This is a genomic window from Saccharothrix sp. NRRL B-16314, assembly GCF_000716595.1.
In the GTDB taxonomy this organism is placed as follows: Bacteria; Actinomycetota; Actinomycetes; order Mycobacteriales; family Pseudonocardiaceae; genus Actinosynnema.
Window position 1 is genome coordinate 73,179 of sequence record NZ_JNXC01000024.1, and the last position, 13,686, is coordinate 86,864.

General features: G+C 71.4%; 14 protein-coding genes and 1 pseudogene. 4 read left to right on the forward strand and 11 right to left on the reverse strand.

What is annotated here, in order from left to right:
• Nucleotides 1–33: 33 nt before the first annotated feature.
• Complete coding sequence (locus OQ02_RS28840; protein WP_033441758.1) at nt 34–579, reverse strand: helix-turn-helix domain-containing protein; 546 nt, start codon at nt 577–579, stop codon at nt 34–36.
• Entirely contained in the window at nt 579–875 is a 297-nt protein-coding gene (locus tag OQ02_RS28845; RefSeq protein ID WP_051772910.1) for a zinc finger protein, read from the reverse strand. The genes OQ02_RS28840 and OQ02_RS28845 overlap by 1 nt, the downstream gene beginning before the upstream one ends.
• A gap of 156 nt (nt 876–1,031) precedes the next feature.
• On the opposite strand from OQ02_RS28845, the gene OQ02_RS28850 reads away from it, so the two are divergent.
• Both OQ02_RS28850 and OQ02_RS28855 read left to right on the forward strand, forming a co-directional pair.
• The gene (locus OQ02_RS28850) at nt 1,032–1,895 is read left to right on the forward strand and encodes a helix-turn-helix domain-containing protein (RefSeq protein WP_051772911.1); all 864 of its coding nucleotides are present in this window, start codon (nt 1,032–1,034) and stop codon (nt 1,893–1,895) included.
• Nucleotides 1,892–2,083 carry a DUF397 domain-containing protein gene (locus OQ02_RS28855; RefSeq protein ID WP_033441759.1) on the forward strand — a complete coding sequence of 64 codons (192 nt, stop codon included), beginning with the start codon at nt 1,892–1,894 and terminating at the stop codon, nt 2,081–2,083. The genes OQ02_RS28850 and OQ02_RS28855 overlap by 4 nt, the downstream gene beginning before the upstream one ends.
• Nucleotides 2,084–2,177: 94 nt before the next feature.
• Here the strand turns inward: OQ02_RS28855 and OQ02_RS28860 are convergent, their stop codons facing one another.
• Genes OQ02_RS28860 through OQ02_RS28870 form a run of 3 tightly spaced genes read right to left on the reverse strand, consistent with a single transcriptional unit; the run spans nt 2,178 to nt 5,182 of the window.
• Complete coding sequence (locus OQ02_RS28860; RefSeq protein ID WP_033441760.1) at nt 2,178–3,656, reverse strand: glutamate--cysteine ligase; 1,479 nt, start codon at nt 3,654–3,656, stop codon at nt 2,178–2,180.
• Between the two features lie 21 nt (nt 3,657–3,677).
• Nucleotides 3,678–4,340: a 4'-phosphopantetheinyl transferase family protein gene (locus tag OQ02_RS28865; RefSeq protein ID WP_197043537.1), complete on the reverse strand. Its 663-nt coding sequence runs from the start codon at nt 4,338–4,340 to the stop codon at nt 3,678–3,680.
• Complete coding sequence (locus OQ02_RS28870; protein WP_033441761.1) at nt 4,337–5,182, reverse strand: metallophosphoesterase family protein; 846 nt, start codon at nt 5,180–5,182, stop codon at nt 4,337–4,339. The genes OQ02_RS28865 and OQ02_RS28870 overlap by 4 nt, the downstream gene beginning before the upstream one ends.
• A gap of 420 nt (nt 5,183–5,602) precedes the next feature.
• On the opposite strand from OQ02_RS28870, the pseudogene OQ02_RS46155 reads away from it, so the two are divergent.
• Both OQ02_RS46155 and OQ02_RS28880 read left to right on the forward strand, forming a co-directional pair.
• Nucleotides 5,603–5,944 (forward strand): annotated as a pseudogene (locus tag OQ02_RS46155) (transposase); the annotation flags it as partial.
• Nucleotides 5,945–6,036: 92 nt separating this feature from the next.
• Entirely contained in the window at nt 6,037–6,297 is a 261-nt protein-coding gene (locus OQ02_RS28880; RefSeq protein ID WP_033441803.1) for a hypothetical protein, read from the forward strand.
• A 6-nt stretch (nt 6,298–6,303) separates the two neighbouring features.
• Here the strand turns inward: OQ02_RS28880 and OQ02_RS41405 are convergent, their stop codons facing one another.
• From OQ02_RS41405 to OQ02_RS28910, 6 genes are read right to left on the reverse strand one after another with little or no spacing between them, the layout of a single operon-like run.
• Nucleotides 6,304–9,192 carry a TIR domain-containing protein gene (locus OQ02_RS41405; RefSeq protein ID WP_051772912.1) on the reverse strand — a complete coding sequence of 963 codons (2,889 nt, stop codon included), beginning with the start codon at nt 9,190–9,192 and terminating at the stop codon, nt 6,304–6,306.
• Between the two features lie 21 nt (nt 9,193–9,213).
• On the reverse strand, nt 9,214–10,377 hold the full coding sequence (locus OQ02_RS28890) for a GAF domain-containing sensor histidine kinase (protein ID WP_033441805.1): 1,164 nt from the start codon (nt 10,375–10,377) through the stop codon (nt 9,214–9,216).
• 5 nt (nt 10,378–10,382) lie between these two features.
• Entirely contained in the window at nt 10,383–12,104 is a 1,722-nt protein-coding gene (locus OQ02_RS28895; RefSeq protein ID WP_033441762.1) for a sodium/solute symporter, read from the reverse strand.
• Nucleotides 12,101–12,487, reverse strand: a complete 387-nt coding sequence (locus OQ02_RS28900) for a DUF485 domain-containing protein (RefSeq protein ID WP_033441763.1) — start codon at nt 12,485–12,487, stop codon at nt 12,101–12,103. The genes OQ02_RS28895 and OQ02_RS28900 overlap by 4 nt, the downstream gene beginning before the upstream one ends.
• Nucleotides 12,484–13,323: a LytR/AlgR family response regulator transcription factor gene (locus OQ02_RS28905; RefSeq protein WP_197043539.1), complete on the reverse strand. Its 840-nt coding sequence runs from the start codon at nt 13,321–13,323 to the stop codon at nt 12,484–12,486. Before OQ02_RS28905 ends, OQ02_RS28900 begins: the two co-directional genes overlap by 4 nt.
• Before the next feature lie 36 nt (nt 13,324–13,359).
• Nucleotides 13,360–13,668 carry a hypothetical protein gene (locus tag OQ02_RS28910; protein WP_033441764.1) on the reverse strand — a complete coding sequence of 103 codons (309 nt, stop codon included), beginning with the start codon at nt 13,666–13,668 and terminating at the stop codon, nt 13,360–13,362.
• Between the last annotated feature and the right edge of the window lie 18 nt (nt 13,669–13,686).

Consider the following 13,686-nt stretch of genomic DNA (forward strand, 5'->3'; position numbering starts at 1 on the left):
CCGCTCCCGGCGGAACGCCGCCGCTCGGGCTGATCACTCCACCCGCGGCGGGCCGGCGGTCTCGGAGAGCAGTTCGAAGAGGGCGTACGCGGACCTGAGGTGGTCGGGTTCTTCGGTGAAGTGCGCGCCGTGGAGGTGGGTGTAGAGGACGACGGCGGGGCCGTTGGGGAGGGTGAAGCGGGTCAGCGGGTGGTCGGCGCCGGGCTGCGCGGTGTGGGGGATGCGGCGGAGGGTGACGTCGGTGCGGTCGACGGTGGTGCCGTCCGGCACGTAGGCGGTGCAGCGGTCGGGGTCGAGGTGTGCGAGGGCGGGGTGGATGCCCAGTGGCGCGAAGAGGTCGATGCGGTCGGCGATGCGGCACAGCACGTTGATCACGCTGGTGGCCGTGGTGCCCCAGGGGCACCACAGGGTCGGCTCGGGCGCCGGCGCGTCGGTGATGCCGTCCTCCAGTTGCCGGAGGTAGTCCGCGGAGTGGCCGGTGCGGGCGGCCAGTTCGGCCACGGTCAGCCCGGAGGCTTCGCGGACGCGGCGCAGTTCGTGGCCGAGCAGGCGCGCTTGCAGCGTGGGTTGGGGGTTCATCAGGCAGTCGCCTTCGGTGTCGGTGCGGACGGGAGTCGGGTGCGGGCGGTGGCCGGCTCGCTCTCCCCGGCCGCCCGCGGCCACGGGAACACCCGGATGCCCTCGGACTCCCGCCACGCCACGTCGCAGCAACGGCAGGTGGGCCAGCAGCCGTGGGGAGACCGGGGTGGCGGCTCGTGCGGCACCGTCACCTCCAGTCCGCACAGCGTCCGGCCGTCGTCACGGGCCACCAGCGCGGCGGGTATCGCGTGCCGCAGCCCTTCGTGCGGCAGCCAGCGGTAAGCGCGGACGCCCATCACGACGTCGTTCCTGGCATGGGACCACCTCCGCAATCGGTCTACCGCGAACGTACTGGGTTCATTTCCCTCCAGGAAGTACCCCATGGAGTGAACCTGAAAGGTGAATCCGACGATAAGCTCGGCCCGGCGTCCCAGAACCCGAGGAGGAACGCTGTGCCCAGTACGCAGACCCGTCGCAAGCGCCGGCTTGGCGAGTACCTGGCCGGGTTGCGGAAGACGTCGTCCCAGGACCCGGTGTCCGTCGCCGGCATCCTGCGGAAGTCGCCCGCGACGGTCAGCAAGATCGAGAACGGCCACGTCCGCCCGGACTTCCCGACGCTCTCGGTGCTCCTCGCGCTCTACAACGCCGGTGACGAGCAGCGGCAGACGGCCGAGTCGCTGTGGGAGGACGCCGTCGAGGAAGCGGCGAAGATCGAGCTCACGACGGACATGAGCCCGAAGTACCGGGCTTTCCTGCGCTCGGAGACCGACGCGGAGTCGGCGCGGACGCTCCAGCAGACCGTCATCCCCGGCCTGCTCCAGACGCACCGCTACGCCACCGCCATCCACGTCGCCGAGCGGCGGTTCCAGACGAGCAAGCGCTCCCTGGAGAAGTCGGTGGCGTCCCGCATGGCGCGCCAGCAGCGGCTCGTCGACGACCGCGACCCGCTCGTCCTGCACGCGGTCCTCGACGAGGCGGTCCTCCACCGCGTCGTCGGCGGGCCGGAGGTCATGGCCGAGCAGTTGCGCCACCTGCTCACCAGGGCCGAAGCGCCGAACATCACGGTCCAGGTGCTGCCCTACCGGGCGGGCGCCCACGGCGTCATGACCAGTGCCATCACGATCCTCGGCTTCGAGGACCCGGGCGACCCGGATTCCGTCTACCTGGAGTACCACGGCGGCGGTCGGTGGATCGAGGATGAGGAAGCCGTCGCGAACTACGTGGCGGAGTTCGAAGCCCTGGCCGCCTCGGCGCTGCCGGCCGAGGAGTCGGCGGCACTCGTGCGGGAGGTGGCCGCGGAGATGGAGGGACCATGACCAGATTCGGCGAGTTCAGGAAGTCGAGCCACAGCGGCGCGCAGAACGAGTGCGTCGAAGTGGCGGTCGCGGGTGAACGCCTCGGCATCCGTGACAGCAAGAACCCGGACGGGCCCGTGCTGACCTGGCCGCGGGCCACGCTCGGCCGCCTCGTGGCCGCTGTCGCGGAGAGCCGACCGGCGGGCTGACCGGCGGGCTGACCGACCGGTGCCCGACCCGGGACCGGGTGCCCGCCGAACCACCCGGCGGCACCCGGTCCCGCACCGGCCGGCGCGCGTCACGTCAGGACACCGGCCAGGTGTGCACGGGCTCGTTGGTGTGCATGAGGTCCCGGTACGCCCGCAGCATCCGCCGCAACGCCTCCGGCCGGTCCAGGGCGGTGTGGTCGTAGTGGCGGTGGAAGGTGCGGGCCTGCCAGGTCGCGCCGTTCATCCCGGTCAGGCACCGCTGTTCGATCACCCCGAGCAGCCGGTCCCGCTCGGCGGCGTCCACCTTCATCCGGACCAACCCCTCGTGCGCCAACGGCAGCAGCCGCCGGAGCACCAGCTCCACCGCCGGCACCGTGCCCAGCCCCGGCCAGTACACCTGCGCGTCGATCCCCGCCCGCGCGCCGGCGACGAAGTTGTCCTCGGCCGCGCTGAACGACATCTGCGACCAGAGCGGCCGTTCCTCCTCGGCCAGCATCCGCACCAGCCCGTAGTAGAACGCCCCGTTCGCCAGCATGTCGACCACCGTCGGCCCGGCCGGCAGCGTCCGGTTCTCCACCCGCAGGTGCGGCTGGTCCCGGACCACGTCGTACACCGGCCGGTTCCACCGGTAGATGGTCCCGTTGTGCAGCCGCAGCTCCGCCAACGACGGCGTGTCACCGCGCTCCAGCACCTGCACCGGGTCTTCCTCGTCGCAGATCGGCAGCAGCGCCGGGAAGTACCGGACGTTCTCCTCGAACAGGTCGAAGATCGACGTGATCCAGCGCTCCCCGAACCACACCCGCGGCCGGACGCCCTGCTCCTTCAGCTCGTCGCTGCGCGTGTCCGTGGCCTGCTGGAACAGCGCGATCCGGGTCTCCCGCCACAGCTCCTTGCCGAGCAGGAACGGAGAGTTGGCCCCGATCGCGACCTGTACGCCGGCGATCGCCTGCGCCGCGTTCCAGTACGCCGGGAACGACTCCGGCGACACCTGCAGGTGGAACTGCACGCTCGTGCAGGCCGCCTCCGGCACGATCGAGTCGGCGGTCAGCTGCAACCGCTCGACCCCGTTGATCCCGATGTGCAGGTCCTCGCCCCGCGCCGCCAGCACCTGCTCGTTCAGCAACGCGTACCGCGGGTTGCCGGACAGCGCGGACACGGCCAGGTGCTTCGGCTGCAACGTCGGCAGGATCCCGATCATCACCATGTGCGCGTCCACGCCGCGCGCCTTGTGCTCGGCCTCGTTCAAGGACGTCCGCACGACGTCCTCGAACTCGGTGATCCCGCCGGCGGTCAGCAACCGGGGCGCGACGTTGATCTCCAGGTTCCACTGGCCGAGCTCGGTCACGAAGTCCGGGTCGCAGATCGCCTCCAGCGCCTCGGCGTTGCGCATCGCCGGGTCGCCCGCGTCGTCCACCAGGTTGAGCTCGATCTCCATCCCGGTGGTCGGCCGGTCGAACTCGAACCGCGACTCCTCCAGCATCCGGGCGAACACGTCCAGGCAGCGGCGCACCTTCGTGCGGTAGCGCGTCCGGTCGTCCCGGGTGAACTGCTGTCGCCCGACCTCGTCACCCATGCCGCCGCCTTCCCGCCGTGATCAGCGCGCGGGTACCGCGATCGCGGTCACCACAAACCCCTCCCGCGCCAGCCAGCGACCGGTGAACCCGTCCAGCGCGACGCCGTCCACCACAGGGGCCTCGATGAGGATCCGCGCGGTGAACGTGCCGTCGTCCGGGTTGATGGTCACCTCCGCATCCTCGAACCCCAGCCACTTCCGCGCCAGCGGGAACCACGCCTTGTAGACCGTCTCCTTGGCGCTGAACAGCAGCCGGTCCCACGCGACCTTGTCGCCCGACGCCCTCAGCTCGGGCATCCGGGCCAGCTCGCCGGGTACCGCGATGGCGTCCAGCACGCCTTCCGGCGTCGGCTGGTTCGGCTCGGCGTCGAGCCCGATCGACCACACGTCGGCCGTGCGCCCCACGGCCGCCGCCCGGTAACCGGTGCAGTGCGTGATGCTGCCGACGACGCCCTCCGGCCAGATCGGCTCGCGCTTCGGGCCCGGCAGCACCGGCGCCGGCGGGAACCCCAGCGCGCCCAACGCCGTGCGCGCGCAGTGCCGCCCGGTGGTGAACTCCTTGCGCCTCTTGTCGACCGACTTGGCGATGAGTTCCTCCTCTTCGGGGAACAGCACCACCCCGTCGGGATCGGTGAAGGACTCGAACGCGGACACCGGCGGCGGCAGCAGCAGGTCGATGATCATCGTGCGTCCCCCTCGCGCAGCACGTCCACCAGCGGCGCGGAGGTCCAGCCGCGCGGCTGCCACTCCCGCGGGTAGCCGAGCGACACCTCGTCGAAGCGGACGCCGTCCTTGCGGATCGTGCGCGGGATGTGGAGGTGCCCGTAGACCATCGCCGCCGCCCGGAACCGCAGGTGCCAGTCCGCCGTCAGCTCGGTGCCGCACCACAACGCGAATTCGGGGTACCGCAGCACGAACGTGGGATCCCGAACGAGTGGCCAGTGATTGATCAGCACGGTCTGCAACGTAGTGTCCACGGCGAGCAACCGCCGCTCGGTCTCCTCGACCCGCGCCACGCACCACGCCTCGCGGCTCGGGTACGGGTCGGGGTGCAGGAAGTACTCGTCCGTGCAGATCACGCCGGCGTTCTGGGCGGCGTCCATCGCGGACGCCTTGTCCGTCGTGCCCGGCGGGCGGAACGTGTAGTCGTACAGCGTGAACAGCGGCGCCACCGCCACCGGGCCGCCCGCGCCCTCGAACACGGCGAACGGGTCCTCGGGCGTGAGCACGTCGATGCTCCGGCACAGCTCGACCAGCTGCTTGTAGCGCACCTCGCCGCGCGCCTGCACCGGGTCGTCCTTGGTGGTCCACAGCTCGTGGTTGCCCGGTGACCAGACCACCTTGGCGAACCGCCGGCGCAGGGTGCCCAACGCCCACTCGACGTCGTCGAACTTCTCCGCCACGTCGCCGGCCACGATTAACCAGTCGTCCGGGGAGTGCGGGTGGATGGCTTCGACGAAGTCGCGGTTCTGCTGGTAGGTGATGTGCAGGTCACTGGTTGCGAGGAGTCTCGGCGGCGTGGTCACGCCTTCGAGCGTATATCCGGGTGTCCACGTGTTCAGGCAGTGACCGTTCATCCGCTCGTCGCTCCCCTGGAGCCGTTCGGCGGAGCGATGGTGTCCGCGTGACGCTGTACCGCTCCCGTTCGGCGCGCGTTCTCTTACCAGGGGGCGTCCGGGTTCCTAGCGTGATGGGCATCACGACAGTCCTGGGCGGAGGACCTCATGACCAACTACGTACGACCAGCGCAGCCTTTCGGTCGAACTGTGGGCGCGGAGATCGCACGCCAGGTGCAGCAGCACACGCACCCGGCGGTCGCGCCCAGGCGCACCGACGACGCCGCCCTGGCCATGTTGCTGCGCGCCCGCCAGCGCGGTGACGCCCAGCGGCAGGAGCCGTGGGTGCGCCGGGCGCCGGAAGCACCGCCCCGACCGCCGCACGCGGACGTGATCGAACACCTCGCCGCGCGCCTGGTGCCGCCGTCGCTGTGGGCGGCGGTGGAGCCGCTGATCCCGCCCGCGAAGGTGCGCCGGCAGGGCGGTGGCCGCGGTCGGGTGTCGGACCGGGCGCTCTTCACGGCGATCGTGTTCGTGCTGACCAGCGGCTGCGCGTGGCGGCACCTGCCGCCGACGTTCGGCGTGACCGTGCCGACCGTGCACCGGCGGTTCCAGGAGTGGACCGAGGCCGGGTTGTGGCTGCGGCTGCGGCGGGTGGCGCTGGAAGGCGCGGTGGACGACGCGGTGTGGCTGCGGCTGGTGCTGGAAGCGGCGGAACGACGGGGCGCGCGAGTCGCGGGCTGACCGAACGGAACGGGGGCAGGTGGACGGACGTCCTAGGAGTTGAACAGGAACGTCGGCTGGTCCGCTCGCCCGGTGTGGAGATGGAAGAGATGCAGGAATTGTCCAGACGCGAGGTCGCCCTGCTCAGGGCGACCGCCGCGAACCGGGTCGACCTGACCCGCAGCGCCGAGCCGGACGTGCGGGTGGACGGTCTTCCGTTCTGCGACCCGACGACCGCTCGCTCCCTCGTGCACGCGGGCCTCATCGAAGCGGCGACGCCCGTCGCACCGGGTCACCGCGCGCCGGCCCGTCTCACGTCCGCCGGGGCCGAGGCCCTGGGCATGGCCGTGCTCGTGGCCTGAGGCGGATCACCCGAAGAGCTGCGAGAGCTTGACCGCCAGGTCGGCGAGCACCCGCTCACCGTCGTGGCTCGGCAGCTCGCTCAACGTGGACTTCGCGGGCACGCCCTGGAACCGGCTGAGCGACGGCGTCGAGTGGAACAGGCTCGGCCCGACCAGGACCGGGATGATCCGGCACCCGCCGTCCTCGGCGGCGGCCAGCAGGTGCGGCAGTTCCTCGGAGTTGATGTAGTCCGAGGCCAGCGCGTCGGCGCTGACCAGCACCAACGCCGCTCTGGCGCGGGCCAGTGCCTGGGTGATCTCGCGCTGCCAGTCGTCGCCCAGCTCGATCCGGCGGTCGGACCACACGTCCAGTCGCAGCGGTTTCAGGTGCACCTGGAGCCGGCCCAGCCAGTGCGCGTCCTGGTGGCTGTAGCAGACGAAGACCTGGTCACGCGGCACCGGCAGCCGCTTGCCGGCGAGGTCGAGCAGGTCGTCGCGGTGCAACTGCCCCAGGTAGAACCGGAACTGCGGGTCGTCCACGACCAGCCGCTGCCCGCGCGGGTCGTGGAACAGGTGGTCGCCGCGCAGGCCGCGGAACAGGTCGGCCCGCTGCCCGTCCAGCTTGACGATGCCGTCCTCGGCCCTGGCGAGGTCGAGCAGGAGGTCCACGCACACCGCCTCGTCCGGCCGGTCGCGCGTGATGAAGTCGACCACGACGTCGTGGTACTTGAGCTTCAGCCGTTCGGTGACCTTGGCGCGGGCGTGGGCGAGGTCGGTGCGCACCGACTTGCGGCTGGGCCCGGTCTGCTCGACGCCCGCCGTCACCGCGATCTGCCAGCACAGCATCTGCGCGGTGAGCAGGCTGCCGGCCGAGGCGCGGGAGATCTCGGCCCGGCGGTCGAACGCGATGTTCAGCGCGTTCTCGCCCTGCTCGATCATCCGCATGACCAGCCCCTCCACCGCCGCGCCGAGCCGGAACACGCGGATGCGGGTGGCGACGTCCGTGCCGACCGACACCAGGCTGCGCGCGGTGCCGGGGATGCCGAGCAGGACCAGCCTCTTGGCTTGAGAACCGTTGTCCGCCAACAACTTCAGGTAGTCGGCCAGCCGGTTCTGGAGGTCGACCGACAACCGCTGGAAGTCGTCCACCGCCACCATGCCCTCGTGCTTCCCGGGTAACGCGGCGATGGCCGGCAGGTCGGCCGGGTTGCGCGCGCTCAGCACCGTGACGTCGCCCAATCGCTTCGAGTCGAGCGCGACGGCATTGCGCAGCAACGTCGTCTTGCCGATGCCGGACGGACCTTCCAGCACGATGCCCAACCCGGGCTGCCGCAACGCCATCCGGAACTCGGCGAAGTCCTCCGGCTCCACGAACGTCACGGTCGGCACGCCCGCCACGGTGAACACCTCACCCAGGCTCCGGCGCTCCGACGCCTTCGCGTCGATCGGCATCGGCGGGCCGCCACGCAGCTCCAGGGCCGCGAACCGCACGCCCTCGACCACGCTCAGCAGCGCCTCGTCCTGGCTCTCCCACTCGGCCACCGGCCGACCACCCGTCGGCAGCGGGGCCAGCGACCCGAACGGCTGGTCCTCCCACGAGGTCGCCCGGTACACGACGGGCAGCACCACGGTGGCTTCGCGTTCGTGCCGGTCCATCACCACCCGCAGTTCGCGGCTGGAACCGTACTGCGTGGCCAGCAGGTTGCGGCTGACGACCAGGACGACCACGTCGGCGTCCCGCACGAACCCGTAGACCTCGGTCTGGAGGTCGATGTCGTTCGCGGAGACGCTCCTGTTGGAGATCCGCGAAAGCGGCCCACGACGGCCCACCAGACCCGCCAGCGACTCCGCCAGCTCCTCGGCGAACCGCCCGTCCCGCGCGGCGTGCACCAGGACCAGTTCCGGTGCGCGGGGTTCGACGCGGACGACCGGCAGCGGGAGCCTGCCGGGGTGCCCGGGGTACCGGGGCTCGTCGTCCGTCCCGCCGAGGATGCCCAACATCGCGAACACCCGCCGGCGAGCCTCCTCCGCGCCCACCCCGACGATGTTGCACAGGAGCCGGAAGGGCCTGGTGGAGCCCCCTTTGGCCACCTGGACCGCGGCGACGTCGCCCGGCAGCCAGGCCGCGGTGTGCGACTCCCGGGAGGACAGGTTCGGCGACACGACGACCACGACCCGGTCGGCCCGGTCGAAGATCGCGGCGCTGCCGCCGGCGGCGATCCCGGTCGGTGTCAGGGCTCGTGCGTCCACCACGGCGGAGTACCCGGCCTGGCGCAGGTGGTAGGCGACCCACTCGGCCCACTCGGCGTCCTCCGAGTCGTACAGGACCGCGAAGTCCGCGCGATCGGCCCGCACCGCTCCGGGCACGCCCGTCCGGAGCCACGCGACGGCGCCGGCGTCCTCGGCCTCGACCCGGACCCGCTGGAACGCGGCGGCTTCGTCGGTGCCCTTGACGACCTCGCCGAAGAACAGGTCCGACACGATCATGCTCAACGAGCCGGGTGCGGAAGCGGTCCGCAGGGCCGCCGAGTCGAGGAGTCGGAAGGCGGCGTGCACCGCGGGGCCGGTCGCGAGGTCGTCGACGACCAGGACCTCGCCCGCGTGCACCGCCATCCTGACCCCGGACAGTGCGTCCGCCGCCTGCTCGGCGTTGTGCTGATCGAGCCGGAGCGCGAGTGCGGCGCGCCAGCGGTCGGTGACCACGACCTTCGGCACGTCGGCCGGGATGAGGATCAGCATCCTGTCCGGGTAGACCCGCACGTGCGTGTCGTCCCGGACCAGGCCCTCCTCCCGGAGGGAGTCCCGCACGAGCTCGTACAACGTGCGGCGGAGGTGCGGCGGTTCCTGCTCGAAACGCGTGCCGGAGTGGAGGGCGACGATGGTGCGGTGCATCGGGTAGTCCGTCGGCCCTGTCATGCGCCCCACCTTCGTTCGAGGCTAGGCGTGCACGCCCGCCTGGTACTTCGGCACCCGCACACTGATCTTCGTCCCGAGCCCCTGCGCCGTTTCCACCACAAGACCGTAGTCGTCGCCGTAGCACCGACGCAGTCGCTCGTCGATGTTCCCCAGCCCTATCCCGGCCGTCGCGCCCACCTGGCCCGCCAAAGTGCGGCGCAGCGCGTCCGGGTCCATGCCGATGCCGTCGTCCTCGATGGTGATGTGCGCTTCCTCGCCCGCGTCCGCCGCCAGGATCGAGATGTGCCCCGGCCCGACCTTCCCCTCCATCCCGTGCCTGACCGCGTTCTCCACCAGCGGTTGCAGGCACAGGAACGGCACGGTCACCGGAAGCACCTCGGGCGCGATCTGCAACGTCACCTTCAGCCGCTCGCCGAACCTGGCCCGCTCCAGCGCCAGGTACTGGTCGATCGACTTCAGCTCCTCCGACAACGTGGTGAAATCACCCGCCCGGCGGAACGAGTAGCGGGTGAAGTCGGCGAAGTCCAGCAGCAGGGTGCGCGCGCGTTCGGGATCGGTGCGCACGTAGGAAGCGATGGCGGACAACGAGTTGTAGATGAAGTGCGGCGAGATCTGCGCCCGCAGCGCCCGCACCTCCGCCTCCACCAGCCGGGTGCGCGACCGGTCCAGCTCGGCCAGCTCCAACTGGCCGGACGCCCACCGCGCCACCTCGTTCGTGGCCCGCACCAACCCCGCCGACGCCTCCCGGCTGTACGCCGCCAGCACGCCGACCACCCGTCCCTCGACGGTGAGCGGCGCCAGCACCGCGGTGTGCACGGGGCAGTCGGTCGCGGAGCACGTGATGTCGAACGCCCGCGTCCGGCCCGTGTCGAACACGTCGGCGGCCAGGCCCATCGCCTCGGCCGCGTGGTGGTCGCCGTCGCCCTCCCAGGCCACCACCTCGGTCTCGTCGGTCAACGCCAGCGCGGGCGTGCCGAGCAGCGTGCGCAGGTGCTTGGCGGACTTCTTCGCCGCCTCGGGCACCAGCCCGGCGCGCAGCGGGGGAGCGGCGGACCACGCGGTGTGCAGGGTCTCGAACGTGATCCGCTGCTCGTGGGTCAGGAAGTCGTTGCGGGCGCGGGAAGTCCGCCACAACGTGATCACCACGGCCAGCCCGGCGAGCAGGATCGCGCCGGCCGTCCACATCGCCGTCACAACCGGTCCTGACTGCGCAGACCCAGGTTCTCCGGCGCGTGCAAGCGCACCATGACGTGGTTCACCCCCGGAGGCACCTTGCGCGGCGTCAGCAGCGACACCACGTACATGACGACGAAACCCAACGGCACCGTCCACGCCGCCGGCCGGGCCAGGAACACGTGGAACCACTCGCCCCTGCTGCCGGCGCTGATCGTGACCAGGCCGGCGACCAGCGCGGGCAGCCCGCCGGCGAGCATCCCGGCGACCGCGCCGGTGGTGGTGATCCGCGTGCTCCAGATGCCCAGCACCAGCAACGGGCACAGCGACGACGCCGCCACCGCGAACGCCAGGCCGACCATGTCCGCCACCGGCACCCGGCCCACCAGCCACGTCATGCCCAACGGCACCAGCACGGCCAGCACCGTCGACACCCGGAACCCGCGCACACCGCGCAGCCGCAGCACGTCCCGGCTCAGCACACCGGCCAGCGACACCATCAACCCCGACGACGTGGACAGGAACGCGGCGAACGCGCCACCGGCGACGAGCGCGCCCAGCAGCTGCCCGCCCAGCCCGTCGATCATCCGGCTCGGCAGCACCAGCACCACCGCGTCCGTGTCACCGGTCATCAGCAGCTCCGGCGTGTACAGCCGGCCGAGCGCGCCGTAGATCGGCGGCATCAGGTAGAACACGCCCAACAGCCCGAGCACTATCAACGTCGTGCGCCGGGCCGCCCGGCCGTTCGGGTTGGTGTAGAAGCGCACGATCACGTGCGGCAGGCCCATCGTGCCCAGGAACGTGGCGATGATCAGCGAGTACACCGCGTACAGGGGGAACTGCTCGCCGCCGCGCATGGGCAGCGCCCACATGTCGTTCGTGTTCGACGGGATGGACCGCACGTGCGGAACGGCCGCGCCCTGCGGGAACGTGAGCCGGGTCCCGGCGGCGACCGTGTGGTCGCCGACGGGCATCTCGGCGCCGCCGTCGACCCGCTGCCCGTCCACCCGGCCCGAGCCGTTGTACGGCGTGGCCCGCTCCACCCGGAACGCCGTGTCGCTGTCGAACGTGACCGTGGTCTGCTTCGGGAACTCGGGGAACTCCGGCCCGGTCAGGTCACGCGCGCCGTGCGCGTGCCAGGCCATCACCAGGAACACCACCGGCACCGCGATCGCGGTCAGCTTGAGCCAGTACTGGAACGCCTGCACGAACGTGATGCTGCGCATCCCGCCGGAGATCACGTTGGTGGTCACCACGACCGCGACCACCAGCGCGCCCACCCAGTCCGGCGCGCCCGTCACCGTGTGCAGGGTCAGTCCGGCGCCCTGCAACTGCGGCAGCAGGTACAGCCACCCGATCCCCAGCGCGAACACGCTCGCCACCGCGCGCACCGCCGGCGACGCGAACCGCGCCTCGGCGAAGTCCGGCAGCGTGTACGCGCCGCTGCGGCGCAGGGGAGCGGCGACCAGCGCCAGCAGCACCAGGTAGCCCGCCGTGTAGCCGACCGGGAACCACAGCATGTCCGGCCCGTGCGCGAAGATCAGCCCGGCGATGCCGACGAACGACGCCGCGGACAGGTACTCGCCGCCGATGGCCGACGCGTTCCACCACGGCGACACGGTGCGCGAGGCGACGAAGAAGTCCGACGTGGTGCGGGAGATCCGCAGCCCGTACGTGCCGACCAGCATCGTGCCGACCGCGACGACCAGGACCGCGATGATGCCGTACGTACTGCTCACGAGCGTTCCACGAGCTCGGCGAACTCCCGTTCACCGCGTTCGGCCTGCCGCACGTAGAACCAGCCCGCGAGCACGAACACCGGGAACACCAGCCCGCCCAGCAGCAGCCACGGCAGGGGCAGGCCGAACAGGCGTTGCGCGCCGACCGACGGCATGAACGTGAACACCAGCGGCAGCGCCGCGACGCTCCCGCAGACCACCGCGCACAGCAGCAGGCCGAGCCGCCGTTGCGTCCGGATGAGCGACCGCATGTACACGGCGCCCAGCTCGCTCTGCTCGTCGATCTCGCGCGAAGCGGGGTATGGGCGGGGAGCGCGGGGCGCGCGGGTGCGCGGGCTCGTCACCACCACCCGTTGGGTGTGCGGGCGCTGCGGGGAGCTCACGACGGCTGCCGGTTGCGGCGCACCAGCAGCTGCCGCAGGTGCCGGGCGTGACGCCGGCTGACCGGCAGCACCGCACCGCCGATGTTCACGCTCAGGTGCCCGTCCTCCAGCCGCAGCTCGTCGATGTGGCCGAGCGACACGAGGTGACTGCGGTGGATGCGGACGAACCCGGCCGACCGCCACCGCTCTTCCAACCCGTTGAGCGCGGCGCGGACCAATCCGCTTCCGGTGGCGGTGTGGAGTCGCGCGTAATCACCGTGCGCCTCGACGTACCGGATGTCGGCCAGGCGGATGAACCGGGTGATACCGCCGAGTTCGACCGGAATGACCTCGTCACCCACTTCAGGTGATTTCTCCGCCGGTGCGGCGCCGGCCGGTTCCGTCGTCTTCGAATCCAGCACTTCGTGCACGATCCGGTGCACGGACTCGGCCAACCGCTCCGCCCGGACGGGCTTGAGCAGGTAATCGAGCGCTTTCAGCTCGAAAGCCTCGACCGCCGGTTCCTGGTGCGCGGTGACGAAAACAATGCGCGGCGGCTGGGCGAACCGGGACAGCACGCGGGCCAGGTCAAGGCCGTCGAGGCCGGGCATCCGGATGTCGAGGAACACGGCGTCGACCGGCTGGCCGGCGTCCATGGCCCGGTGCAGGGTCCGCAACGCCTTGGTCGCGTCGGTGACGCCCTCGACGTGGGCGACCCGGGGATCGGAGCGCAGCAGGTAGACGAGGTCTTCGAGCGCGGGGGCCTCGTCGTCGACGGCGAGCACCCTCAGCGTGCGCTCGAGCGCCCCACGGCGCTCCGGACCCTCGCAGAGAGGGCAGGGAAGTCCTGAGGTCATGGAGTTCCAATGCGATGTGGTCGGCAGCGTCGGCGATTAGACCACCGGACGCCTATCTTCGCCCTTCGGGGTGGACAAGGGCAATGACCGGCGCGCTGCCTGCGCGTCACCGAGCGTCATCTCCAGTTCGAGGGACGCCTCCTCGGCCCGGCGCGCGGCGAGCGACACGGACGCCGCCGCCGCGCTCCCCACCAGCCTGCGCGTCGGTTCGCCCAATCCGCGGACGACGTCGGACCACTCGTTCGCCAACCGGGCCAACTCGGTGAGCGCGGTGACCAATTCGGCGGAAGTGCGGGGCGTCACGTCCGCGATCCGCGCCAGGTCGACGTGCGGATCGGAATCCATGACATCCCCCAGGAGCAA